General features: G+C 39.3%; 25 protein-coding genes and 3 pseudogenes. 9 read left to right on the plus strand and 19 right to left on the minus strand.

Features of this window, described 5'->3' with window-relative positions; genetic code table 11:
• Positions 1-34: 34 nt before the first annotated feature.
• From NOS7524_RS05755 to NOS7524_RS05820, 14 genes and pseudogenes are all read right to left on the minus strand, one after another.
• Complete coding sequence (locus tag NOS7524_RS05755; protein ID WP_015137538.1) at positions 35-334, minus strand: 2Fe-2S iron-sulfur cluster-binding protein; 300 nt, start codon at positions 332-334, stop codon at positions 35-37.
• Positions 335-621: 287 nt separating this feature from the next.
• Positions 622-996 (minus strand): HesB/IscA family protein, encoded by a 375-nt coding sequence (locus tag NOS7524_RS05760; RefSeq protein ID WP_015137539.1) that lies wholly within the window; start codon positions 994-996, stop codon positions 622-624.
• 57 nt (positions 997-1,053) lie between these two features.
• Positions 1,054-1,857: a HesA/MoeB/ThiF family protein gene (locus tag NOS7524_RS05765; protein ID WP_015137540.1), complete on the minus strand. Its 804-nt coding sequence runs from the start codon at positions 1,855-1,857 to the stop codon at positions 1,054-1,056.
• A 10-nt stretch (positions 1,858-1,867) separates the two neighbouring features.
• Positions 1,868-2,182 (minus strand): nitrogenase-stabilizing/protective protein NifW, encoded by a 315-nt coding sequence (gene nifW / locus NOS7524_RS05770; protein WP_015137541.1) that lies wholly within the window; start codon positions 2,180-2,182, stop codon positions 1,868-1,870.
• The gene (locus NOS7524_RS05775) at positions 2,179-2,394 is read right to left on the minus strand and encodes a CCE_0567 family metalloprotein (RefSeq protein ID WP_015137542.1); all 216 of its coding nucleotides are present in this window, start codon (positions 2,392-2,394) and stop codon (positions 2,179-2,181) included. Before NOS7524_RS05775 ends, nifW begins: the two co-directional genes overlap by 4 nt.
• Positions 2,395-2,607: 213 nt before the next feature.
• Complete coding sequence (locus NOS7524_RS05780) at positions 2,608-3,084, minus strand: NifX-associated nitrogen fixation protein (RefSeq protein WP_015137543.1); 477 nt, start codon at positions 3,082-3,084, stop codon at positions 2,608-2,610.
• Positions 3,081-3,494 (minus strand): nitrogen fixation protein NifX, encoded by a 414-nt coding sequence (gene nifX, locus NOS7524_RS05785; protein ID WP_015137544.1) that lies wholly within the window; start codon positions 3,492-3,494, stop codon positions 3,081-3,083. The genes NOS7524_RS05780 and nifX overlap by 4 nt, the downstream gene beginning before the upstream one ends.
• 91 nt (positions 3,495-3,585) lie before the next feature.
• Positions 3,586-4,911: a nitrogenase iron-molybdenum cofactor biosynthesis protein NifN gene (nifN, locus tag NOS7524_RS05790; RefSeq protein WP_015137545.1), complete on the minus strand. Its 1,326-nt coding sequence runs from the start codon at positions 4,909-4,911 to the stop codon at positions 3,586-3,588.
• 165 nt (positions 4,912-5,076) lie between these two features.
• Entirely contained in the window at positions 5,077-6,516 is a 1,440-nt protein-coding gene (gene nifE, locus NOS7524_RS05795; protein ID WP_015137546.1) for a nitrogenase iron-molybdenum cofactor biosynthesis protein NifE, read from the minus strand.
• A gap of 233 nt (positions 6,517-6,749) precedes the next feature.
• Entirely contained in the window at positions 6,750-7,076 is a 327-nt protein-coding gene (locus tag NOS7524_RS28210; RefSeq protein ID WP_015137547.1) for a Mo-dependent nitrogenase C-terminal domain-containing protein, read from the minus strand.
• Positions 7,077-7,234: 158 nt separating this feature from the next.
• A pseudogene (gene nifK, locus NOS7524_RS05800) lies at positions 7,235-8,305 on the minus strand (nitrogenase molybdenum-iron protein subunit beta); the annotation flags it as partial.
• 775 nt (positions 8,306-9,080) lie between these two features.
• Positions 9,081-9,293, minus strand: coding sequence for a hypothetical protein (locus tag NOS7524_RS05810; protein ID WP_015137549.1), 213 nt, complete (start codon positions 9,291-9,293; stop codon positions 9,081-9,083).
• 5 nt (positions 9,294-9,298) lie between these two features.
• Positions 9,299-9,634 (minus strand): hypothetical protein, encoded by a 336-nt coding sequence (locus NOS7524_RS05815; RefSeq protein WP_015137550.1) that lies wholly within the window; start codon positions 9,632-9,634, stop codon positions 9,299-9,301.
• A complete protein-coding gene (locus tag NOS7524_RS05820) occupies positions 9,631-10,011 on the minus strand; it encodes a hypothetical protein (RefSeq protein ID WP_235622403.1) in 381 nt (126 codons plus the stop codon). The genes NOS7524_RS05815 and NOS7524_RS05820 overlap by 4 nt, the downstream gene beginning before the upstream one ends.
• A gap of 895 nt (positions 10,012-10,906) precedes the next feature.
• Here NOS7524_RS05820 and NOS7524_RS05825 point away from each other — a divergent pair.
• The gene (locus tag NOS7524_RS05825; RefSeq protein WP_015137552.1) at positions 10,907-11,947 is read left to right on the plus strand and encodes a replication initiation factor domain-containing protein; all 1,041 of its coding nucleotides are present in this window, start codon (positions 10,907-10,909) and stop codon (positions 11,945-11,947) included.
• A gap of 404 nt (positions 11,948-12,351) precedes the next feature.
• Here NOS7524_RS05825 and NOS7524_RS05830 read toward each other — a convergent pair whose 3' ends face one another.
• The 3 genes and pseudogenes from NOS7524_RS05830 to NOS7524_RS31145 form a co-directional block, all read right to left on the minus strand.
• The gene (locus NOS7524_RS05830; protein WP_015137554.1) at positions 12,352-13,770 is read right to left on the minus strand and encodes a site-specific integrase; all 1,419 of its coding nucleotides are present in this window, start codon (positions 13,768-13,770) and stop codon (positions 12,352-12,354) included.
• 138 nt (positions 13,771-13,908) lie between these two features.
• Positions 13,909-14,391, minus strand: a pseudogene (locus NOS7524_RS05835) (DUF3364 domain-containing protein); the annotation flags it as partial.
• 198 nt (positions 14,392-14,589) lie between these two features.
• Positions 14,590-14,739, minus strand: a pseudogene (locus NOS7524_RS31145) (nitrogenase molybdenum-iron protein subunit alpha); the annotation flags it as partial.
• Positions 14,740-14,849: 110 nt separating this feature from the next.
• On the opposite strand from NOS7524_RS31145, the gene NOS7524_RS05840 reads away from it, so the two are divergent.
• Positions 14,850-16,268 carry a site-specific integrase gene (locus tag NOS7524_RS05840; RefSeq protein ID WP_015137555.1) on the plus strand — a complete coding sequence of 473 codons (1,419 nt, stop codon included), beginning with the start codon at positions 14,850-14,852 and terminating at the stop codon, positions 16,266-16,268.
• 181 nt (positions 16,269-16,449) lie between these two features.
• On the opposite strand, the gene NOS7524_RS05845 is transcribed toward NOS7524_RS05840, so the two are convergent.
• Positions 16,450-16,962, minus strand: coding sequence for a hypothetical protein (locus NOS7524_RS05845; RefSeq protein ID WP_015137556.1), 513 nt, complete (start codon positions 16,960-16,962; stop codon positions 16,450-16,452).
• A 219-nt stretch (positions 16,963-17,181) separates the two neighbouring features.
• Here NOS7524_RS05845 and NOS7524_RS05850 point away from each other — a divergent pair, with 219 nt between their 5' ends.
• Positions 17,182-17,493 (plus strand): hypothetical protein, encoded by a 312-nt coding sequence (locus NOS7524_RS05850; RefSeq protein WP_051039182.1) that lies wholly within the window; start codon positions 17,182-17,184, stop codon positions 17,491-17,493.
• A 119-nt stretch (positions 17,494-17,612) separates the two neighbouring features.
• The gene (locus NOS7524_RS30915; RefSeq protein WP_015137558.1) at positions 17,613-17,735 is read left to right on the plus strand and encodes a hypothetical protein; all 123 of its coding nucleotides are present in this window, start codon (positions 17,613-17,615) and stop codon (positions 17,733-17,735) included.
• 82 nt (positions 17,736-17,817) lie between these two features.
• Here the strand turns inward: NOS7524_RS30915 and NOS7524_RS05855 are convergent, their stop codons facing one another.
• Positions 17,818-18,369 (minus strand): REP-associated tyrosine transposase, encoded by a 552-nt coding sequence (locus NOS7524_RS05855; protein ID WP_015137559.1) that lies wholly within the window; start codon positions 18,367-18,369, stop codon positions 17,818-17,820.
• Between the two features lie 251 nt (positions 18,370-18,620).
• Here NOS7524_RS05855 and NOS7524_RS05860 point away from each other — a divergent pair, with 251 nt between their 5' ends.
• The 5 genes from NOS7524_RS05860 to NOS7524_RS05880 all read left to right on the plus strand — a co-directional run bounded on the left by NOS7524_RS05860 (position 18,621) and on the right by NOS7524_RS05880 (position 23,300).
• Positions 18,621-19,760: an AAA family ATPase gene (locus NOS7524_RS05860; RefSeq protein WP_015137560.1), complete on the plus strand. Its 1,140-nt coding sequence runs from the start codon at positions 18,621-18,623 to the stop codon at positions 19,758-19,760.
• On the plus strand, positions 19,753-20,523 hold the full coding sequence (locus tag NOS7524_RS05865; RefSeq protein ID WP_015137561.1) for a hypothetical protein: 771 nt from the start codon (positions 19,753-19,755) through the stop codon (positions 20,521-20,523). Before NOS7524_RS05860 ends, NOS7524_RS05865 begins: the two co-directional genes overlap by 8 nt.
• 138 nt (positions 20,524-20,661) lie before the next feature.
• Positions 20,662-21,222, plus strand: coding sequence for a Uma2 family endonuclease (locus tag NOS7524_RS05870; RefSeq protein ID WP_015137562.1), 561 nt, complete (start codon positions 20,662-20,664; stop codon positions 21,220-21,222).
• A gap of 183 nt (positions 21,223-21,405) precedes the next feature.
• Positions 21,406-22,074 carry a hypothetical protein gene (locus NOS7524_RS05875; RefSeq protein ID WP_015137563.1) on the plus strand — a complete coding sequence of 223 codons (669 nt, stop codon included), beginning with the start codon at positions 21,406-21,408 and terminating at the stop codon, positions 22,072-22,074.
• A gap of 287 nt (positions 22,075-22,361) precedes the next feature.
• A complete protein-coding gene (locus NOS7524_RS05880) occupies positions 22,362-23,300 on the plus strand; it encodes an LPS glycosyltransferase (RefSeq protein ID WP_015137564.1) in 939 nt (312 codons plus the stop codon).
• Positions 23,301-23,447 lie beyond the last annotated feature (147 nt).

A 23,447-nucleotide genomic window follows, 5' to 3' on the forward strand; every position in this document is an offset into this window, starting at 1 on the left:
AAAAGCTGTAAATAGTAGCGACTACAGCAATTGATTAAACGAGATATGGTTCTTGGTGGGTTTTGATTGTGCAGTTAGAACGAGGATAGGTAACGCACAATAGAGCAAACCCTTTACCCATTTGTTCGTCATCTAAGAAGATTTGATCATCTTGATTGATTTCACCTTCGACGACTTTACCTACACAGCTAGAGCAAGAACCTGAATGGCAAGAGAAAGGTAATTCAATACCGTTTTCTTCTGCACCATCCAAAATTGTGGTATCTTCGTCGATTTCAATTGTGGTGTCGAGGTTGTCTTTTTTGTTGATCAATCTAACTTGATATGTTGCCATTTTCCGGTTCTCCTCAAGATTTATTGGATGGACATAATTTCTCGAAGTTTGTGAATCTCCCTTGACTCTTCGAGAAGTGATGCGGAGAGAGACACTGCTTGTGTTGCGAAAAAATCAGCAAATGTCTGTTTTGTCTAAGGGAAGCTTTTAAGGTCAGACTTAACTATTAGCTTCAAGCCTGAAATAGTCGTGTAGGGTGCGTCAGACGGCTCAAATGCTGTCAATAAACAGATTATTGATATCTGACGCACCCTACTAATATGCCAGTTGCGTAAGTCCTGATAGTATTAGCTGCAAGGTACGCCTTCGGGGGAACAATCACCAGCTTTGAAGGACTTGCCACAACCGCAGGTACTGGTTGCTTTGGGGTTAGTGAACTTAAAGCCACTTTCAACCACACCCTCAACAAAATCAATCACCAGTCCTTCTAATAAAGGCGCACTTTTGGCATCTACGTACACCGGCACTTTACCTTGCTGGATAACGATATCATCTGGTTGGGGCTGGCTGGTGATTTCCATGCCATACTCATAGCCACTGCAACCACCGTCTTTGACAGAGATGCGGACACCTTTAGTAGTCGTTTCATCAGTCTCAGCAGCTGAACCTCGCAAGAATGCCCGCAGACGAAATTCTGCTTTTTCTGTTAAAGTAACGGTCATTGAAACTCCTGATTTGTAGCGATTAGTTTTTTAGTGCTGTTAGCCGGTGATGGGTAGTTAACTATGTGTGCAATTACTACTTGTTTCCATCGAATTAGATTGTGCATATCTCCAAGGCGCACTGTTACCGCATACTGGACAAGAGCGATCGCGTTGAGAACGCCTCTTAGCAAATTCCATGCGGTTAAAATCAATGGTGAGTAATTGCGACAACAAAGGCTGACTAAATCCGGTAATCAACTTGATGGCTTCTAGTGCTGTTAGACAAGCCAGTGTCCCAGACACCGCACCCAGCACAGAAAAACCACGCCGATCCCACTCAGGTTTCTCTGGGAAGAAACAAGACAAACAAGGAGTCACACCAGGAATAATTGTGGTTAAATAAGCCTCCATCCCGTTCATCGCTGCTTCCACCATTGGTTTGCGCCAGCGTACACAGGCGGCGTTCAATAAATCACGCTCTGTAAAATTGTGAGCGCAATCTAGAGCCATATCAGCAGACTGCACTAACTCATCTACATTTTCCGGTGTGATATAGTCGTGAACTGCTTCGATTTGGATATCAGGATTGATCGCCTGTAGAGTTTCTTTCGCTTTGAAAACCCTCGGTTTACCTACCCAATCATCCGTCATCAAAATCTGACGATTCATGTCGTCCATCCGCAGATCACCGCCTCGGACTAGGATTAGCCGCCCAACGCCCGCTACTGCTAGGTAAAGTGCCGCCGTACCGCCTAATCCTCCCACACCAGTCACTAAAACTGTCGCTGACTTCAGACGCTTCTGAGCTACTTCGCCAAAGTTTGGGAGCATCATTTGGCGACTATAACGTTCTAACTCGGTAGGCGTTAGGTTGATCACTTTATACCTCCTAATCAGAAGAGAGTTCTGTCAGCGTAATTACATTTTTTGGCTTATCTTTAAATACCTTGAACAGTTTTTGTTCTTGGGGTGAGGATTCCAAAAAGGTCTGATAAGCCTGTTGCAATGCTAATGAGTATTGATTTAATTTTTCTTCGTTGCTCAGTTCAGAATTACTGTCAATTTCACTGATAAATTGTGAGAATTTTTTTAGAATATGTAAACGATTGACATTAACCAATTTAGGGTCGTAGTCCAATTCAAAGAATTTAAAATATTCTTCTGCATCGGTAAGTTTTTTGAATTCTTCAATAGTTTTAGTCATTTGGCGTTCTCCAATTGCTTGAGATGTTTCTTTAATTCATCAAGCTGATGATAAATTTCATAAGTTGCGGCTGCAACTTCCATTAATTGTGTGTAATTTGTGGGTAAGCCTTCTGCTAAGTCGTGCAAATCCATTTTCATTTGTCCGGCTTTGCTGTTGAGGCGTTTGATTTTATTTTTGAGTTCTTCAATGCTGGTGTTTTCTACTTGCATTGGGGGGGTTTCTTTTGAATTAGAGGGTATTTTGCAACCTTTCGCAATGTGCAACTTATCTTAAGACCCCTCTCCAAACCTCTCCCCTAAAAGGAGAGAGGCTTTTATTCTTGCTCCCCTTCCCTAGTAGGGAAGGGGTTGGGGGTTAGGTCTGAAATCATCTTGCACACAGCGTTACTTTGGATTTGTTTAATAAATCCCTATGCCCTACTTTTAGATTTTGCTGACTTCGCGGAAGCGGGTTGCTAAATCTAGTCCTTTGGCTACGAATTTTTCGCCTTCTTCTGCTAGTTGTTCTAGGGATTCAAAACCGAAGCGGTGAGCGTCGCGGAGGGTTTTGACGGTGAGTAGTAGGCGACCGGAAAAGACTAAAGCCCAGCCAAAGCCTTCGTGACTTAGGTCGATTACTACTTGGGAAATTAAGCCCGTTTCTTGTTCGATTCTGGCGGCTATGGCGCGGAAGAATGACATGATTCGCGCTTGGGTGACGGGATCAACTTCACCTTCAATGGAAATTTCCCGTTTCTTTTTTTTGGGAACAACGAAGGGTTTTAGTAGTAGTTCATCTGACCAATTACGGTAAATTCCGTAAGTGTCTTGTCCCCGAATTTGTAATACTAATGTTTTGAGAAAGGGAGAGGTGGCAACTACATTTGTCGCGGGATCGTTGACACTATTTTCTGCGCTCATACTGTTGCTTCGTCTTCTAGTTCATCTACAAAGTTTGTGGTTTTGGGTTGCAATGCTTTCCGCAACCAAGGGGGAGGATTACCTTTGAGGGTTTGTACTAATTTAGTCAGGATTTCTTTTATTTCTTCTTGTTCAGAACGAGCCTTAACTGGTGTAACACCTTTTTTGATTAATTTGGCGGCAGCAGTTCCACCAATAGCTGTGACATAAACAATGGCGCAGTCAACTAATGCTTCTAGTTTTGGTGTGACTTTATCTTCGTTACCGTCTTGTTGTAAGTCGCCCTCAAAGTTTAATGTTTCTAAGAATTGATATCCTTCTGCATTAATTTCATAGACATCAATTTCTCTCGCCCAGCCAAAGTGAGCATTAATATGAACGTGGTCAGTAGTTGTAAAGGCAATTTTCACTTTTATTCTCCTGCTTTTGGGGATTGGGTACTGGGGATTGGGTATTGGGAATTGGTAATTTATTCTCAATTCCCTAATTTTGAATTTTGAATTAATCAGTCGCCAGTCCCCACAAATGTTTTACTCGTTCTTCTTCTGCTTCTAAAAATAGATTGCCGATGCCAAATAAGACTTCCATTGAGCCGCGATAGCCTACTTTTGTGAAGAGGCCATTGCCTAATCGGTCATAGATAGGTATACCGAGGCGATAGTGAGGAAGTGAAAGCCGTTTGGCGATCGCAGCTAGGTTAGAATTACCAATCAGCAGGTCAGATCCAACTGCCAATTCTTCTAAGTCTTCTAAGTCTCCAATAGTCACGCTCTTGATGGGGAGTTTTTCTAACAGGGGGGAGCGTGTTGTGGTCACGGCTGCATGAATTTGCGTCCCCATCGATTGCAGAAAGCGCACTGTTGACCACAGTAAGTCCGGTTCTAATGCTAAGGATACTCGCTTCGCACCAAAGTAAAAGTGCGTGTCTAACATTGCATCTTGCAATTGGCGACGTTGACGACGATATTTTTCGGGTACGGGGTTGCTGCTAAGAATGGCTAATGCTTGCAAAAACTCATCTACTGGTTCTAGTCCCGTGAGTTCGCTAAACACTTCGTAGGGAATGCCAAACCGTTCTTCCAGAATTTTGGCTGCACCCCGCATACTTTCACCCAAGGCGATAGTAAAGGCGGAACAACCAACTGCTTTCAGTTGCGCCACACTCGTACCACTGGCTGTGATGGCAGTAAATCCATCTTCTAGATGTCCATCTAATGATGCGCCAATGTCAGGTACAAAGATGGGGGTTAATCCAAAGGAAGTGACAATTTCTTTGATTTCTTGCAAATCCCCTGGTGTGAAGGCAGAACCAGCCAGAATTGTGACTTGTTCGCTTCTAATCGCACCAGCTTGGGGAATTTGTTTAACTATGCTTTCCACAGCCGCCGCAAAACCATCTTGCAACGCGCCTTTAAAATCGGGTGTCGGTGCAAAAACTACGGGAATGTGAGCTAGTTCTGGGTGGCGATCGCGGATATCCTTTAAGAATCTCTCAATATCATCGCCTCTGGTTTCTGTGAGTCCAGTGCTACACAAACCAATAATTTCGGGATTGGATTTCTCAACTAAGGTCAGAATCGCCTGTTCTACGTTTTCTTCACCACCGAGAATAGTCGTTACTTCCGTCATCGCCGTAGTAGCGAGGGGAATCGCTTCCCGAAAGTGACGAACTAACACCACCTTGGCGAAGGCTGTACAACCTTGCGAACCGTGGAACAGAGGAATCATCCCCTTCAATCCTAAAAAAGCCAACGACGCACCCAAAGCCTGACTTTGCTTGAGAGGATTAACTGCAACTGATTTGTCGGGAACAGTAACGACTGCCATTTAGATTACTCCTGGGTAGATAGGGAAGCAGGGGGGCAGGGAGCAGGGAGCAGGGGGCAGGGGGAGCAGGGGGAGCAGGGGGAGCAGGGGAGGCAGGGGAGCAGGGGGAGAAAAATTCCATGCCCAATGCCCCATGCCCCATGCCCTATGCCCTATGCCCAGTCCCTAATCCCCAATCCCCAATCCCTCAAAAACGCGATTTTGATTTTTGGTATATTCGTTAGCCCATGTCCCCATATCTTCATCCCAAGGTGCAGGTTTACGGATTTGTTCCCAAATCGGGCTGTAGAGGGCTTCGTAGAGTTCCCGCGCCATCTCTAACATACCTACATAACCAGCGTAGGGATGATGACGTTCTTGGTTGATATCGAGGAACGGAATCCGGGCTTTGAGGGCGGTGTATTGGTTACGACCACCAGCAATTAACATATCTGCTTGTGTATCTTTTACCAGTTGTAGGAGTTCTTTGGCGTTGCCTTTCTCTAGCATGATGCCATCAGTACCTATCAACTTCTTGATTTTAGCTTTATCTTCTTCCGTACTCTTTCTTGTACTGGTAGCAACTACTTCTATGCCTAAGTCCTTCGCTGCCGAGATAATCGACCAACTCTTAACACCACCTGTATATAATACAACTCGCTTACCTCTGAGGCGATCGCGGTAAGGAGCAAGTGCCAAATCCAGAGCGGCCATCTCAGACGCAATCAATTGTTCGGTACGCTCTTGTAAATCAGGGTCGCCCAATTTGGCGGCAATATTCCGCAGACATCGATTCATATCATCGATGCCATAAAAAGACTCTTCAATGTAGGGGATGCCGTATTGTTCCTCCATCTTTTTCGCCATATTGAGCAACGCCCGCGAACAAATCATCACGTTCAGCTTGGCGCGGTGGGCATAGCGGATTTCTTCAAATCGAGCATCGCCTGTAATTTTCGACAGGACGCGAATACCCAATTTTTCCAGTAACGGCAGGACTCCCCACATTTCCCCGGCGATATTGTACTCGCCAATTAAGTTTATATCATAGGGGGTGGTAAACTCCGGTTCTGCTGTCCCGACAACATAATCTAATAAAGCTTCCCCGCCAAAACGGTTGCCTAAGTTCTTACTACCAATAAACCCAGGAGCAAATACAGGGATAACAGGAGTACCAATTTTTTCCGCCGCAGTTTTGCAAACAGCATTAATATCATCACCAATCAAAGCTGTCACACAAGTAGCGTAAACAAATACCGCAGTGGGTTTGTAGCGTTTATGAATTTCCAGAATTGCCTTATATAGCTTCTTCTCACCACCGAAGATGACATCATTTTCTGACATATCAGTAGTGAAGCCCATTTTATATAGTTGTGGGCCAGAAGAGAGACTACCACGACTACCCCAAGAATTACCAGCGCAGGCGATCGGCCCATGAACCAAATGAGCCGCATCGACAATAGGCACAAGCGCAATCATCGCCCCATCAAAAGCACAACCCCCTTGAGCCGCCCCAGGTTGTGCTTGTTGACTACAAGACTTATTCTTTTTTGCACCATGTTTCTCTTGATTATGCTCACAGCCAGGCTGGTTAAGCAGCTCATTAACTTTTCTTTGGGTGTTCATTCTCTCTTCTCGCACGCGATCGACATTTTAATTTTCAGATATCAGTCATCAGCAATCAGTTCTTAACTACCAACCTCATCACTGATGACCGTTCATAATAAACTTCCTGCAAAAATCTTCTCTAACCCCGCGAAATCCTCCGCGCTAACCTCCGCGACACTCTGCGTTTAAAAAGCGATCGCTGGTTACATTTTCATAAACTAGACCTTTGCAAGAAACAAGGCTAATAGCCTCTAGCAAATATACTTAGTGATATCCTCTCCACATTCATCAGCCAGATAAGACAAAGCCCGAAAACGCAACCCCACAAATTCGTCATACAGAGGATTAAGCTTACACAGTGCGGGAATATGAATAGTCCGCCCAAATAAACTAATGTTTCGCTCAAAAGGACAACAGCAAGGAATTACTTGACAGATGAGATGAGCGAAACGAGAATTTTTAACCGGAATAGTATCAACCCAACGCCGCAAAGGACGAAGCACATCAAATGCGCCGGGTTTTTTATAGTTGGGTGGATGAAAGTTAGGGTGATGATGGTGAGTGTGAGTTGATGACATATAACTTATCTGAGGGGAATAGAGGGAATAAAAGGTAACTAGGGAACTGGGGATTGGGTACTGGGTACTGGGTACTGGGAAAAATTCCCTTCCCAGTCCCTATTCCCTAGTCCCCAGTCCCTAATCTCTACCTTTTAATAGAACGCTGAAATTAAGTTCTAGCGGATCAAGTCGAAGGAGATATCGGTCTTACCAGTGATGTTGGTGCAACGATCCATTTCATCCAGAAGGGTATTAACAACCCAGTTGAGGATATTTAGACCACCTTGGTAGCCGAGGGTAGAATAGCGGTGTAAGTGGTGACGGTCAAACAGAGGATAACCAATACGTACCATTGGGATCTTAGTATCGCGCCACAGGTACTTACCGTAGGAGTTACCGATGAAGAAGTCTACAGGCTCGGTGAACAACAAGGAACGGAAGTGCCACAAGTCTTTTTGAATCCAAACTTTAGCTTCTTTACCGAAGGGGCTAGCAGCGAGGATAGCTTCCATTTCTTTCTTGAAGGTATCATCACCGTTGTTGCAGAGGATGTGTACTGGTTCAGCACCCATCTCTAACAAGAAGCTGGTAATGGAGATAATCAAATCGGGATCGCCGTAGATAGCGAACTTCTTACCATGAATCCAAGCGTAGGAATCGGTGATAGCATCAACTAAACGACCGCGTTCGATTTCCAATTCTTCAGGAATAGCTTTACCGGTCAATTCAGAGATAGCAGTCAAGAACTCGTCAGTACCTTTAACGCCGAAGGGACGCAATACTTTGGTTTCTTGATTCCACTTGGTTTCGATGTATTCGCGGGTCTTGGGTGTGGTGTAAGCTTGGAGAGCAACTGTAGCTTTAGCGTTGATAGAATCAGCCGCATCTTCTAGCTTTGTACCACCTGGGTACATTTCGTACTCACCAGTGTTAGGTGAATCAAAGTAGTCGCTGCTATCAGACAGGATGGTGTAATCAACACCCATTACATTCATCATCCGCTTCAATTCGCGGTTGTTACCAACATAGGTATCAAAACCAGGAATGAAGTTGATTTTGCCGTTGCTGGTAGCTTTCTTCTTACCTTCTGTCAAGTTAGAAAGAATACCCTTCATCATGTTGTCGTAGCCAGTGGTGTGAGAACCAACGAAGCTAGGTGTGTGAGCGAAGGGAACGGGGAAGTCTTGAGGAATAGAACCAGCGTTCTTAGAGTTGGTGATGAACGCGCCTAAGTCATCACCGATAACATAAGAAATGCGCTAAAACTATTGCTGCACAAGAGTTTTGCGGTAGAGCCTGTTTATATTGCTTATATTTTGCTTAAAGCTTTGAAATTTAACCTTAATTTGTCAATCAAAACAGTAAATTGATTTCTTAGTTTTTGATTAAATCTTGAGTTATTTTCTACTTAAGAAGAATAAAGGCAACATTTCAGTGTAGAAGCCTACAGTTTTAGGTGGCTTTGTATTAATAGAAGTCCCCCCCTCTTTTTTACGTCGTAATTTCACGTTGTTATTCACGTTGTTATTCACGTCGTGATTTACGTTGTGAATTCACGTTGTTACTACAGGAGGGGGGAGGGAGGTAGCTATAGCGTGTTAAATTTAATGGTTAATCCCCTGCTTTTTCCTAGCATAGTATTTTGCAATTTCATGTTCATTAACCCAATAAACCCTACACACAATGCAAAAACTAGCATCTAAACCAGGAATAAGATTGTGATTGCAAACACTTTTAATAACCGTACCATTGGAACTTTTATAAACGATACTTTGTACAGGTTCTAAACTGTATGTGTTGTCATTAGCTAGCAACATACCGCTTGTATCTTTCTAGATGTATCTTATTATCACATTGTTTAATCACGTTGTATTTCACGACGTTAAACACGTTGTAAAACACGTTGTAAATAACGACGTTGATATAGCGGGGGGTGGTATGCTCACAATAAAACCACTACAATATATTGCAGTGGTAAGAACAGTTTAATTATTGCTTATTGTTGACGCTGTAAGAATAGTATCAATGGTGAATATTGACCAGATATTTTAAACCCATTGATATTAATCTTTTTTCGCCGTCAAAAGTACCTAAGTTTGGCTCATCTGTATCTGTGTTTGCAACAATTATTGCAACAGATTCAGCAAGTAAGTAAGGACATCCTTTCTCAAGTAAGGCTTGTAACCATGCTGTGAATATTCGATAGTTTTTAATGATTACCTGCTGTTGAGTCATGCTATTTAATCCCCATAAAATAACTTTGCTGCATCTGGATTTCTGGGACGGTAACGCAAGACAACCATTGATGGTAGATTGGGGTCTATTGGTTCATAAATCTCATAGTGGCTGTAATCCCAAATTTGATTTTCATTACCATAATGACCAACGGTGTAAGTGTGGTTAAAATCGCCATTACCTACCTTCATGTCGTTATCTAGAAGCTGTTTAACCGCTTCCTTTGCTGGTAACGGCATTGATAGAACAGTGCCACTAAATAACGGTGGTGGTTCACAATCAACACAAGGCATTTCAACAAATTGAGTACATGGCAATTCAATTGAGTATCCTTGATTCATTTACCCGTTCCTCCAACAAATACACAAATCCATTTTCTTGTTACTGGATGCTGACGCTTGGTGTAACTTGCCCCTAGTTTTTTAGCCCTAGCCTTACAGATGTTTTCCGCTTTTGCTTCATTTCTCGTATCTAGCGGGTCTTCCCAAATGCCAATTTCATCTGGATTATCAGGGTTGTCGATCATTCTCATAACGTTGCCAGTAGCGTCAGCAAGTACCCTTTTACCTCCGCCGTATTCCCATAAGTAATAAGTTGCTGTACCTATTACAACGGCTCCAATCAACAAACATCCCACGCCAGTAGAGCATATTGCCAACGGTGCAATTACAGCCGGGTTAGCTTTTACTGGACGTTGTGACAACGTAGAAAACGCCAATGTGAAGCTAACCCCAATTGCAACAACCGAACGGGGGTTTACTTTAGCTATTGATTTGTACATAATGTTCCTGACAGTTCAGAACAATGGATGACATTATAAATATTGTTCCGAACTGTTCACACTTGTCAAGAACATTTCACAAAGGGAACAAATTAAAGCAGTGCCTAGATACCCATCAATTACGGTAATCCTGACAGAAGAAGAAAAATCAGAGTTAGAGACAATTGCAAAAGGGGAAGATAGAAGCGTGTCTAACCTTGCAGCAAGAATTATTAGGCAATGGCTTGAGGCAAGAAAGCAGGATAAGCAGCCGTAAAAACAAACTTTGACTAAATACCAAAAACACACCCACCAAGAATTACCTTGATGGGTTTTTGTGTTTATTCCCATGTTGATAAAAACAACGTTAATCACGTTGTGTTACACGTTGTGAAAAACGTTGTTAATGTACAACGTTGTTATAGAGGGGTAGGTAGCTATCCCAAGCTGTAAAAAGTAGATAAATAAAACTTATTGCCTGACATTCTCTAGTTTTAGGCTTTAGTTGACTGATTTCTCTGTGACCTATAAGTCTACTTGCAACGATGGCTGTAGTTAATATAACTTTTTCTAATAGAAGTATTCAACAGATAGGTTTAACCTTTCCTTCGAGAAGTGATGATAACTAAACTAAACAGTTTAGTTGTATTTAACTACCTCCTTTAATCCCTCACACGGCAAGCTATACAGCAATTAATATTTTTCCGTTGGCATAAAGTTGGTAGATTTGCTTTTCTGGGGAGTGGTACTAAGATACTACTCAAGTGTTTAAGAGTTCCTATGAATTCTAAACACAAAAAATAACCCCCTGACAGTTGGTAGCTGCTAGGGGGTAAATAAAAGGTTTTTTATTATGACTTTGAATAAAAATTTTAACCACGGATTTAGTGAACCCTTGGGCAATTCATCAAATCTTCAGAATCCTAACATCTTAATCCAACAATCCGCAAGTCATAACGATTATGACTTAGGGGAAAACAAGGGGACTGATAAAACCTCTCTGAATTTGCACGACAAACCCCTATCTAATAGCGGGTCAGATGTGCAGTCAAAATCCCCACAACGTACACTACAAGCACATTTTGACGATTTAGTTTTTTTAGTAAAAATTCCCTACTCAAAACCCCCTTCTCAGCCTCTAATAGGCTCCCTAGGATGGGAATCTTTTGTAGGTAAAAATGCCTTTAAGCCAGTTAGTGAAAAAAGACCCCCTTGTGGTACTGACATCAGAGAAGTGATTTTTAGAAACCCTCAAGGCGTGGAGATTGAACAGCTTTACTCTCCTGATAAAGACTTTGAAGCAGACTGTACATACCGCTATACGCTTCCAGGGAGCTACTTAAAGTCTTTACCCCTACAAAAGCTCTACCACGCCTTAAAGACGCTTCTAGCTACCCCTGATGTGAAGTTCACAAGAGTAGACCTAGCAGTAGATGTTTACAATGACCCTCGACTGCTAAAGCGGTTTCTCACTGCTTATGAATCTGGTAACTTCACCGGATTCAAAAAAGGTTCTATTCATAACTCAGACAGTTTTCAAAAAGGACAACGTGTTAGTGAGGGTTTAACAGTTTATTTCGGTAGACGTGAAAGCGATAAACTTATCCGAGTTTATGACAAAGCATTGCAGTTAGGAGAAGGTAATGACCACGTTCGTTATGAATTGGAATTACGTAATGATAACGCTCATAATGCAATAAAAGAAATAATAGACAACTACCCTATAGATAACCTTGAGTATGGTATCGCTGTTTTAGCAACGTCTGATAAATACATTGATTTTATAGACAGAAGTAAAAATAAACAGCCTTGTAGATGTCCTCGTTTAAAGTGGTGGAATAAGCTTTTGGCTGACGTTAAAAGTCTAAATAAATTATATATCTGCAAACAATAATAACGTTGTTATATCAATTGCAGATATATAATGCAGATTTAAATTAATCACAAGGCAAGTATATGCTAGATTCAGAAATAATCACGTTAGACTACCTCCTGATTTCCCGCTACCTTAACCGTAATTGGTATTTATGGCATAGGGTGTTAGGTAGGTGTAAAGTGACTAACATTAATAGATATGATGTGAATACAGTTTATGTACAGTTCGGTAATCATCAATCAGTAAAATGTAGCTTGGATTTTCTAGGGTTAAAGCCTAAAAATAGTATTATTAGATAGTCGTTACCCCCTCTAATAGAACAATGTAGAAACACGTTGTAAATCACAACGTTATTCACAATGTGTTTAACGTCGTTATAAAAAAAGGGGGTATCTACCCCTTTTAGTTTTCTGTATTTAGTTTTAATTAATCAATACTTGCTGTATTTGATGCTCTGCTAAAATTAGCTTTGCTCGCTCTAATTCAGACTGTAGTCTTGTTATTTCATCTTTTAGAATTGTATTTTCTTCTTTTAACTCTTCTAATTCATCTCTCTTATTCACCGCTTGGCTGAATGCCTGTTCTACGTGCTGTTGATCAAACCATTTTTGATAGATTTGCATATGTACTGCTAACGTATGACCCATGCTTGCTGCTGCTGCTCTAGTGGGTATCCCTGCTAGATGCGCTCGAATTGCCCAAGCGTGACGTAGGTCATAAGGCTTAAAACCAACATTAACCTTTTTAAACCAGTCAGATATTGATTGAATTAATGTACTTTTCCCCCGTAAATCACATCTACCATTAATATATTTATCGACCAAGGTAACTGTTTCAGGGTTTTTTAAATCAAATAATTCAATCCACTCTTTGTGTAGCGGTAGGGCTTCTCTGTTTGACGTTTTACAGTCTTCATGAACTTTCCACTTAAGATTGTTAGGTGACAACCAGTGCTTAAAATCTGGTAAATAAATTATTTCTTCGGGGCGACATCCGTATGTTGCTAGCATTCCGTAAATCCATCTGAAAACCTTCCAATTATCCGCTTGTTCTTCTCTTTTATTTCTTCTACCTGTGGCGTATTTTTCCCAATCTAAAAACTTAGATTCGATATCCGAATTGGATGGAATTGACCTTCTTTTTGTCTGAGGTTTCTTGTATTGAAGCTTTAAATTTATTCCGAATGCAGCACAGAATGAATTTAAAGTAATACTTACCCTATGTTTCATTGATGGCTTTTCGTTGGGGAACTTATCAAACTGTTCTTTGATGTTCTCTGGTGTAGCCAACATTTGTCTGTCAAATCTTTTAAGAACCGTCATGTAATTCTTGAATGTGTTTTCAGACCTAATATTTTTCTCCCTATTACAAAAGTAAGTTTCTTCATATCTGTCTAACAGTTCCCCAAATGTTTTGTCAAATTTATCCTGCTTCTTGCCTAAATATTTATCATCCCATTCAAAAGTTTTACGTGCGATTAATTTACTCAGTTCGTTGGCTTCTTCTATGGCAGTTTTTAGACCGTTTAAATTAGCAGGAATTCCTAGCGATAATTTGTACTGTTTTGCCTCTTTACCAGTTCTGCTAGTGTCCCCTGGTTTTAATGGGAGTGTTGCTTGCAGTTGGAGTGCATCCCCAGTTCTTACAATACTTACCCTTGCCTTATCAGCCTTTAGCCGTGCGTTAGCTTCCTCAAGCTTCAATTTAAGCTGTTCTTCACTCTTGGCTGTTTGTTTTTGTACGTGCTTCATTGTTCCCATATATGACCCGTCTGTAGTGGCTTTAGGCTCTGTATCGACGGTAGAAGCGTTATAAACCCTGTGCAGTCTTGTTTTTGGCATTTCTTATTTCTTGCTTAAATATCATGAGACAACCTAAGCCAAAATACGTCTGTTCATGAGAAGCAATTTGAGTGTTACTCTTGAAACTACGTATTTAGGTGGTTTTAGGATACCATGATTTCTGCTTTAATAACCGAAGTTTTCACCGATTACTTCCGCCATACAGGTGGTGCAAACAGCAATCATCTTAGGCTTGTACAGTTGGTATGCAACTTGCATACCTTCGATCATGTTGTTCAAACCACCGAATACTGCTGCGTCTTCTGTCATAGAAGAAGAAACTGCGGAGCAAGGCTCTTTGTAGTGACGGCTGAGGTGTGTACGGAAGTAAGCAACACAACCTTGAGAACCTTGAACGAAAGGTAGAGTACCTTCAAAACCCAAAGCAGCAAACATTGCGCCTACAGGTTGACAACCTTTAGCGGGGTTAACGGTTAAAGCTTCACGAGCGAAGTTCTTTTCCCGGTAGTCCCAAGATTTTGTCCATTCAGAAACTCTTTCAACTTCTTCAGGAGAGTGTGCGCCTTCAAAGTTCTTTCTCTTGTTTTCAAACAGTTCTGTGTATTCTGGCTGTTTGAATAGATCAACGTGGTCTACAATTCTATCTGGATTCTGTGGCATTTGTCTGTCTCTCTACGCTTGCTGGTTGGTTTAGTAAGTGATGTTTTGCAATAGCCTGGGTGACTGACTCCCCTGAAGGGAGTTACGAGTGATGAATCATGAATAATGAATGAAATTTCATGCAGCATTCAGCATTCACCATTCCTCCCTCGTGTCCTGGGGCGCAGACACCCCAGGCTATCCGTCTATTTCTTGGAACTAGGCAGCAGCCTTAGCTTTTGTAGCGGTTTTTTTCCAAGGTGCGCCAATCAAGTCCCAAGTGGGGCTGTTGAGGGCGAGATCCATATCACGAGCGAAGATAGCAAATCCGTCATAACCGTGATAAGGGCCGGAGTAATCCTTTTTGTGGTTTAATGGCTTTCAACGGCTTATTGTTTGCAGTAAGCACTGTTATTCATGAACATTGTTTACCCAGAACAAATTAATTTTTAGGCTAAATATAGGCTAATACCACAGCGATGCAAAATCAGGGTCAAGACAAATATCAACAAGCCTTTGCAGACTTAGAGCCACTTTCATCTACCGACGGCAGCTTTCTCGGCTCAAGTCTGCAAGCACAGCAGCAAAGAGAGCATATGAGAGCAAAAGTGTTACAGGAACTAGATAAGGTAAATCTGCGTTTGAAGTCTGCAAAGACGAAAGTATCAATTCGGGAATCAAATGGAAGTCTGCAATTAAGAGCGACGCTACCAATTAAACCTGGAGATAACGACACAAAGGGAACTGGGAGAAAGCAATACAATCTCAGTTTAAATATTCCCGCCAATTTAGATGGACTCAAAACGGCTGAGGAAGAAGCCTATGAATTAGGTAAATTAATCGCTCGTAAAACCTTTGAATGGAATGATAAATATTTAGGTAAAGAAGCGACTAAAAAAGATGTAAAAACCATAGGTGATTTATTAGAAAAATTTGCAGAAGAGTATTTTAAAACCCATAAACGCACCACAAAAAGCGAACATACCTTTTTCTATTATTTTTCTCGTACCCAGAGATACACTAATCCTCAAGATTTAGCCACTGCGGAAAATTTAATTAACTCAATAGAAAAAATCGATAAAGAATGGGCTAAATATAATGCTGCGAGGGCGATATCTGCATTTTGTCAAACATTCAATATTGAAATTGATTTATCTCAATATTCCAAAATGCCCGATCGCAATTCCCGCAACCTCCCCACAGATGCAGAAATATTATTAGGAATTACCAAGTTTGAGGAGTATTTAAACATTAGAGGTAATCAAGTTAATCAAGATGTCAAAGATAGTTGGCAACTCTGGCGTTGGACGTATGGAATGTTAGCCGTATTTGGTTTACGTCCTAGAGAAATATTTATTAACCCTGATATTGATTGGTGGTTAAGTTCAGAGAATGTAGATTTAACTTGGAAGGTAGATAAAGAGTGTAAAACAGGTGAAAGACAAGCATTACCTTTACATAAAGAATGGATTGATGAATTTGATTTAAGAAATCCGAAATATTTAGAGATGTTAGCAACAGCAATTAGTAAAAAAGATAAAAGTAATCATGCAGAGATAACTGCTTTAACACAGCGAGTTAGTTGGTGGTTTCGCAAAATCGGCTTAGATTTCAAGCCTTATGATTTACGTCACGCCTGGGCAATTCGAGCGCATATTTTAGGTATACCAATCAAAGCGGCGGCAGATAATTTAGGGCATAGTGTGCAAGTGCATACCCAAACCTATCAGCGTTGGTTTTCGCTAGATATGCGTAAGTTGGCGATTAATCAGGCGTTGACTAAGAGGAATGAAATTGAAGTTATTAAAGAGGAGAATGCTAAGTTGAGAATGGAGAATGAAAGGTTGAAGCTGGAGGTTGAAAAGTTAAAGATGGAGTTAGTTTATAAACAGAGTTAAAGTTGTTTAGAAAACAACAATAGAACGCTAAGTTAAAGCAAATTCAATCATTGGAAAAAATCAACAAAGTCACATTTGATAAGTGTAAACAGAAATTTATTGGCATAGTTTGATGTGTGTTTTTATTGTGCTAATTTGATTTTTGATGCGAATCTAGAAGTAAATATAATAAATATCTTGACTACTTTTCGACACTTACCTGCTTGACTATCTCTAATGGTAAATCTAATGCTTCAGCAATTTGCTCATCACTTAAACCAAAATGTCTCAATTTGTCAATTTTTTTGGCATAAGCTTGATTTTTGCTATCTTGTACTGACTTAGGAATATCATAATTGCAATTATTTGATTTAGTTTTAGGTTGTTTCCAACCAAAATTTATACAGCCAATTATATTACTTTCAATTCTACTATTATCACCTAGAGAGATATTGATATTTCGTTGACGTTCTAGAACTGATTTAAGATTACCTTTATCAACTGGCTCATCAAAAATATCAGATAACATTTGCAAAAGTTCATACCCTACATCCTTGGCATGACCAGGACTACAGTTAAAAGCGTCTGCTATGTCTGAATAAGTTTGATACTTTAGTGTTCCCTCAATCACTCCACGCTGCAAGTCATTCAGATGCTTACCTGTCTTATGGTAAACAGCGTCATCCACAAATTGTAATAGCTCCTGAACTTGCATATACGTTAATGTAAACTTTCACAAAGCATTTTAGCAGAGATTAACCGTATTTTTCCGTCTTATTGCTAATTTTTTTACTATCCGCTCTTTTCCGCTTTTTTCATTCAAGTAACTATTTTAGGATACAAATAAGCAAATAAAGTAGGGTGTTTCTACTCAATAGAGGATGAATGTATAACCTTTTCATCCATACAGTTGAGATATGAATATGAGTCTAAAATGAATGTTTTTGGAGAAAATATGCCTGAAAGACTTGTTATAGATACATCAATGAGTTATGAAGCTGGATTAGTTGGTATAAGTGGTGATGAAAGCCATCCTTATAACGGAAAAAAAATTACCAGGATTGAATTCAATAAAAATGTTAAATCAGTACCCTCGGTTAAAGTTTTAGGTGTTTCTGTTCCTGGTGCTGGCCGTGGTGATGCTCATGTTGCTGAAACAACCGCATCACATATTCGAGTTCACTACTGGCTTGATGCTGGAACAAAATTAACGTATAACTTAAAAGTTTGGCTGAGTGATGAATAACTTGAAAGTTATAAAACTTATTTTATTGTGAAACGTGTTAGCAATGTTTATAAAAACATTGCCGATGCTTAATTTCAGTTAGTTATTAGTTTATTACAAAACAAAAAGGAGCTAGAGGAATGAAAGTTTGGCAAATTATTTTACTTGTCTTCTTAGCAGGAGGAGGTGGCGCGCTTTACGATCTGATAATTTGTGGCGATCCAGTTCCTATATTTCCTGAACAACAATCTTGTAGTAACTAGCAAGCCAGTAGGGTGCGTCAGCTTGAGTGGATGATTTCATCACGAAAATGAATATATGCTGACGCACCCTACAATATATGGGTTATTCACGACCGATATTGTCTGGTATATTTGGTGTTTGAACTGTACCCCAATCTTCTGAATAAATTCCTTGTTTAACAAAACGGTGAAAACTTGAATATTGCCATTCTTTGGGAGACTGACATAAACCATGTTTGACAGGATTGTAATGAATATAATCGCAATGGTTAGCAAAATCTTTTTCATCTCTAATTAAATGTTCCCAATATCGCCTTTGCCATAAATTACTTTCTTGGCGTTTTTGGCGAGATTCACTAATCTCTGCTGTTATGTTTAACTGTTCTGCACAACTTTGGGTAACAAAGCTTTTAATTAATCGCCAACGGATAGCATAATTACTATCATTTTCTGGTAAAGTACAGATACAATGAATATGTTCTGGTAAAAGGGCGATCGCATCCAGAGAGAAAGGATAAAGTTGCTGAACTCGCCTAATAGCCTTTCTCAAATTTTCTCTTCCTATATCGCTACATAACCAAGGGATTCTTTGGTAAGTTACCTGTGTAAAAAAGAAAGTACCCCCAGACGTTATGACTCTGCGATAATTAGACATAGTTCAGTATATTATCTCAGTATTATTTCATTTTAAGCGCAAAAATTTTAACTACCACTAATGTGAGGTGCGTCAGCCTGGGTATACTATTTCATCATCAACATCAATTCATGCTGACGCACCCTACAGAATCTTACTGATACCAGTAGCGATTAATCAGGCGTTGACTTAGAGGATGATTTTCCTGATTTACTCATGCAGTGATATAATTCAAGAAATTTATTTCTATCTTGAAGGATATTAGCAATTAAATGCTAGAAAAGGTTGTACTTCATAATTTTAAGAGTCATAAATATACAGAACTTAATTTTGATAGTTCCCGATTATATGGGCTGGTAGGTAAAAATAGTGCTGGTAAGACATCGGTGCTGCAAGCATTGCATAATCTTAGTAGGCTTGCTAATTTTGATTCATCATTTGCCAGAATATTTCAACATGACAAATCTCCTCAATTCATGACAACAATTGGCGAGAAAAATATGTCTGTGACTGCTAGTGGTTTTTGGGGATTGAAATATCGGCAATCTTGGCAAGCTTCCTATATTTGGCAGAAAGAAAATAATGATTCTTGGTATCCGAAAGCATCATGGAAGATAAATGCAACAGAAAATATATCAGAAGGATGGACAAGTTCTTTAAGTGATTCTCCAGATGCCATTCGTAAATCTTTAAGGCACACTGTTTACCTGAAGTTAGTAGCAAGTAATCTTGCAAAAGCAGCTTATAGCGATGAAGAGACACCAAGAGTAGAATTTGATGGGTCTTCACTAGCACCAACTTTAGATTTTTTGCGTGATGAAGCTCCAGACAAATTTGAATTAATAGAAGAAAATCTAAGTAAGATTGTACCAAATGTACTAAAAATTGGCATAAAACGAGCAAAAGTGCCAGTAGTTCGCAAACGTTTAATTGAAGTGGATGGTAAACCTATTTCCTATGAAGAAACTCAGGAAATGACAGGACAAGAAGTTATATTAAACATGAATACAGGCGAGCGTATTCCTGCTCATGCAATTAGCGAAGGTACAATATTAACTTTGGGATTATTAACTGTATTGATGAATCCTAATCAACCTAATTTAGTTTTACTAGATGATGTGGAACAGGGACTTCACCCCAAAGCTCAACGCGAATTAATGACTGTGTTTAAAGAAATTATTGCAGATAATCCAAATCTACAAATTATTTTTTCTACTCATTCACCATATATTGTTGATGAGCTTGTTCCTTCTCAAGTACATATATTAAATAACAGTAACTCAGGTTTCACAGTTTCTAAACGCTTAGATGAACATCCTGATGTGGAGTGGGCAAAGCAAACCTTAACAACTGGTGAATTTTGGGATGCTGAGGGTGAAGAATGGGTTGTGGAAGGAGAAGTGAGTGATTGAGTTCATTGTCATAGTTGAAAGTGGTGCAGATTTTAGAACTGCTACTAAATTAGCCGAGCGTGTTTTATTAGAAAAAATTAATTGGTTAGAACCTGAGCTAATACAACATATATTTCAATGGAGAGGATTAGAGGAAGAAACAGAATATTCCTGCTGGAGAGACATTCTTAAAATTATTGATGATGCCCAAGAAAAGCTAAAATATAAACCTTCAAGATTTCTAGGTCATGATAGTAATGGTGTCCCTTTTAAAGCTGATGGAGCAGCATCTATTAAGGTGCTTAATTTAATTAGGTTTTTGCAAAGAACACGACATATTAAGGCTGTTTTATTGATCCGTGATTTAGACAACCAACCAGAACGAAGAGAAGGGATTGAACAAGCACGTTCTCAACATATCGAGCTACAGCCAAAACTAGGAATTATAATTGGTACGGCTAACCCAAAACGTGAAGCATGGGTTTTAAATGGATTTATTTCTTCTAATCAGCAAGAAGAACAACTTTTAGAAGCAATCAGAACTAAACTGAGTTTTGATCCTTGCATAGATTCACACAGACTACGCTCTACTTCACAGGAAGAACCTGAACGAATTAGAAATCCAAAAATAGTAGTTGAACAACTAACAGGTAATAAGATGGAACGTGAATGTCTGTGCTGGGAAGATACCAGTTTAGAAATTTTACGCGAAAGAGGTGTGCATACTGGTTTGGACGACTATATTCGTGAAATTGAGCAATACTTGACTTTAATTATAGAATGATGAGCTTGGAAGACAAGCGATCGCTCAATATAATAAGGATAAAGTTGCAGGTGGATAGAGAGGCGATCGCAACAATATAAATTGCAATAATATACAATAGACACAAATCCAGTTACTCCCTTTTGCGAGGTAGTCTTAATGGTACAGACCCCATCTAAACCCATCACATTAGACGAGTTTCTGAACTTACCAGAAACAGAACCCGCCAGTGAATACATAGCAGGTAAAATTATCCAAAAACCTATGCCGCAAGGAAAGCACAGCGCAATTCAAACTGAATTTTGTACTAATTTCAACATAATCTTTAAACCTAAACAAATTGCCAGAGCATTTTCAGAACTGCGTTGCACATTTGGCGGTCGTTCAACTGTACCTGATATCTCGGTTTTTATTTGGAGTCGGATTCCCCACGAAAAGAATGGGGAAATTGCTAATACTTTTCTTATTGCTCCCGACTGGACAATTGAAATTTTATCACCTGATCAAAGTCAGACAAAAGTAACTAAAAATATCCTTCATTGTTTGAAACATGGTACTCAAATGGGTTGGTTAATTGACACTGATGAGCAAACTGTATTTGTTTACCATACTCAACAAGAAACAGAAGTGTTTGATGAGCCAGATGCACTCATATCTGTACCCTCATTTGCCAGTGAACTTCAATTGACTATTCAAGATTTGTTTAGTTGGTTGCTGTAGTGAAAGTTATCACTTGTTCAAGCTATTTTAATCGAAAACTACACCGCGATAAATTTCAGCGATCGCTAAATCAAACCCGACTGATATAAATCTGTAATATTACTTATGTGCATTTTCCCTTCTCTTAGTTACAATCGTGAAATTATTGATATTTCCATATTGGACTGGGGAGAAAATTTTTAAATGGCTATTAATGAAAAAATTATTGAATTAGTTATTGATAAAATTTTGCTTGGTGGCATTGTTTTGTTAGCAGGCTACTGGCTTAACAAAAGATTTGAAATATTTAAAAATGAAACTAATGAAAAGTATTACCAAAGACAACTTATTGCTGAATTAGAAAATCAACAAAAGCAACAAATCTCTGAGCTAGAAAATCAGATTGCTATAGCTAGACATAACGCAGAGATTGAGTTGATAGAAAGACAAATATCTGAATTTTACTGGCCTATATATTTGAGGCTAGAGAAAGATAACGTCATGTGGAAGAGAATTAAGTCTCTGAGTCCTGAACAAAATGTTGTGTTACCTGAAGCTGCAAGTGATGTCATAGAAAAAGAATTCATCTTGAAAAATCATCAAGAAATAGTTGAGATTATAGAGTCCAAAATTCATTTAGCAGAAAATGCAAGTAATAGCAAAGACTTGATCAATGAATTATTAAAATATATCAAGCACGTAGCTGTATATAAAACAATCCGTTCTGTAAAAGAGATACAAAAATTTAATCCAGTTGATTTAAATGAACCATTTCCTGAAAAACTTTTTCCATTGATTGAAAGTAATTTTCGGGAGTTGCAGAACAGGTATGTTTATCTTAAGAATATTAAATTTGGAGAATTGAAGAAATAAAATTACTTTGATAATTACACATGGTTAAAGTGCGCTCTTCATAGCTTACATATTGCTTCTTATAACCTAAGTTATTTTACTCAAAAACAACACCACGATAAATTTCGGCGATTATTCATAAAGATTATGCTGCTCTGGATTGTAGTGGTGATCATCGCAATGATGGGTGAAGTCAACTTTATGTTAAGCAACACCCTATACCGTTATGTATATTTTATGTAATATTACTTTGCCAATTGTATATGCTGAAACTTATAATCGATAGTTGAATTACTGATGATAAAGAGATGATTACACAACAAAGTCCTCAAAAAGAATCTCTTCCAGATTCTCCTTACTGTGTCTTCTTAGCAGGAAGCGTTAAGCATAATTGGGATTACGCCGCCAAGGGAATGCGAATCACAATTGAAAGCTGTCGCCGTTCTAACCCTAATATTCCTATTGCTGTAATTATTGACGATGATTCCTTGGCAATTCGACAGTTGTTTGCAGGATGTGAAATCATAGTCATTGATCCTTCAGAACTACAGTTAGGTTTGCGGCAAGATTTGGGTATAGGAGTATATTTCATATTTTATATACATCTATTAAGCCACTACAAGAAAGTTTTATATCTTGATGGAGATACAGTTATTCTTGGCAATCTCACACCTCTATTTGAAATGGAAGGACATTTGGTAGCTAGAAGATTTCAAAGGGATTTATCAATTGAATATGTAGATCCAAATCTGGTTATGCAAAAAGAAGGAGTTCCTCAATCGGCTGATTGTATAAATACTGGAGTCGTTTTGTTCGATATGGAGTATTGGGGAAATGGTAAATTAAAGCAAGAGTTTTTCTCTTTGGCAGAAGAATACGGGTGGCATTCTTTTAAAAACCCGGATCAGGGTTTTTTTAATATAATTTGTTGGAGAAATTCTATTAAAGATAATCTTCCTAAACCTTACAATACTTTTGTTTCAGAAATCGATAAAAGTCATTCACACTATACTAAAGTCTCTGAAACGGGAATATCATTTCCGTGTGTATCTGATATAGATATCAAAATTATTCACTTTATAGGGCCTCTCAAGCCTTGGCATTTTGCCAAAGAAGGCTATTTTTTGCATAAACGATGCTACCGTTATTATGAACAATTTTTACCTTTAAGTAATCGTATAATTCAACACATGATTGTCTATCCAAACTTTATAAAACGTCAACTGAAAAGTATTTTAAATAAGTAAGTTGGTATAATCAAACCAACGATCACAGTTTTGTGCGGGTGCAAGTTTTTGCGCCTGTTGAATCAGATGCTACCCAAAGCGGCGTTGCTATCGATTACGTACATTGCACGCACTAGGGATTTGATACTATTAATAGAGTGGGCGATC

It is taken from the genome of Nostoc sp. PCC 7524, from assembly GCF_000316645.1.
GTDB lineage: Bacteria > Cyanobacteriota > Cyanobacteriia > Cyanobacteriales > Nostocaceae > Trichormus.

What these genes read in the sequence shown, in the direction of transcription:
- nifW (WP_015137541.1), bottom strand. Translation starts at nt 2,182, where the DNA reads ATGACTAAAACTATTGAAGAATTCAAAAAACTTACCGATGCAGAAGAA.
- NOS7524_RS05850 (WP_051039182.1), top strand. Translation starts at nt 17,182, where the DNA reads ATGAATGTTTTTGGAGAAAATATGCCTGAAAGACTTGTTATAGATACA.
- NOS7524_RS05780 (WP_015137543.1), bottom strand. Translation starts at nt 3,084, where the DNA reads ATGAGCGCAGAAAATAGTGTCAACGATCCCGCGACAAATGTAGTTGCC.
- NOS7524_RS05755 (WP_015137538.1), bottom strand. Translation starts at nt 334, where the DNA reads ATGGCAACATATCAAGTTAGATTGATCAACAAAAAAGACAACCTCGAC.
- NOS7524_RS05855 (WP_015137559.1), bottom strand. Translation starts at nt 18,369, where the DNA reads ATGTCTAATTATCGCAGAGTCATAACGTCTGGGGGTACTTTCTTTTTT.
- NOS7524_RS05760 (WP_015137539.1), bottom strand. Translation starts at nt 996, where the DNA reads ATGACCGTTACTTTAACAGAAAAAGCAGAATTTCGTCTGCGGGCATTC.
- NOS7524_RS05875 (WP_015137563.1), top strand. Translation starts at nt 21,406, where the DNA reads ATGGCTATTAATGAAAAAATTATTGAATTAGTTATTGATAAAATTTTG.
- NOS7524_RS05870 (WP_015137562.1), top strand. Translation starts at nt 20,662, where the DNA reads ATGGTACAGACCCCATCTAAACCCATCACATTAGACGAGTTTCTGAAC.
- NOS7524_RS05810 (WP_015137549.1), bottom strand. Translation starts at nt 9,293, where the DNA reads ATGACTCAACAGCAGGTAATCATTAAAAACTATCGAATATTCACAGCA.
- nifN (WP_015137545.1), bottom strand. Translation starts at nt 4,911, where the DNA reads ATGGCAGTCGTTACTGTTCCCGACAAATCAGTTGCAGTTAATCCTCTC.
- NOS7524_RS05815 (WP_015137550.1), bottom strand. Translation starts at nt 9,634, where the DNA reads ATGAATCAAGGATACTCAATTGAATTGCCATGTACTCAATTTGTTGAA.
- nifE (WP_015137546.1), bottom strand. Translation starts at nt 6,516, where the DNA reads ATGAACACCCAAAGAAAAGTTAATGAGCTGCTTAACCAGCCTGGCTGT.
- NOS7524_RS30915 (WP_015137558.1), top strand. Translation starts at nt 17,613, where the DNA reads ATGAAAGTTTGGCAAATTATTTTACTTGTCTTCTTAGCAGGAGGAGGT.
- NOS7524_RS05845 (WP_015137556.1), bottom strand. Translation starts at nt 16,962, where the DNA reads ATGCAAGTTCAGGAGCTATTACAATTTGTGGATGACGCTGTTTACCAT.
- NOS7524_RS28210 (WP_015137547.1), bottom strand. Translation starts at nt 7,076, where the DNA reads ATGTCATCAACTCACACTCACCATCATCACCCTAACTTTCATCCACCC.
- NOS7524_RS05775 (WP_015137542.1), bottom strand. Translation starts at nt 2,394, where the DNA reads ATGCAAGTAGAAAACACCAGCATTGAAGAACTCAAAAATAAAATCAAA.
- NOS7524_RS05860 (WP_015137560.1), top strand. Translation starts at nt 18,621, where the DNA reads ATGCTAGAAAAGGTTGTACTTCATAATTTTAAGAGTCATAAATATACA.
- NOS7524_RS05830 (WP_015137554.1), bottom strand. Translation starts at nt 13,770, where the DNA reads ATGCCAAAAACAAGACTGCACAGGGTTTATAACGCTTCTACCGTCGAT.
- NOS7524_RS05880 (WP_015137564.1), top strand. Translation starts at nt 22,362, where the DNA reads ATGATTACACAACAAAGTCCTCAAAAAGAATCTCTTCCAGATTCTCCT.
- NOS7524_RS05840 (WP_015137555.1), top strand. Translation starts at nt 14,850, where the DNA reads ATGCAAAATCAGGGTCAAGACAAATATCAACAAGCCTTTGCAGACTTA.
- NOS7524_RS05825 (WP_015137552.1), top strand. Translation starts at nt 10,907, where the DNA reads ATGACTTTGAATAAAAATTTTAACCACGGATTTAGTGAACCCTTGGGC.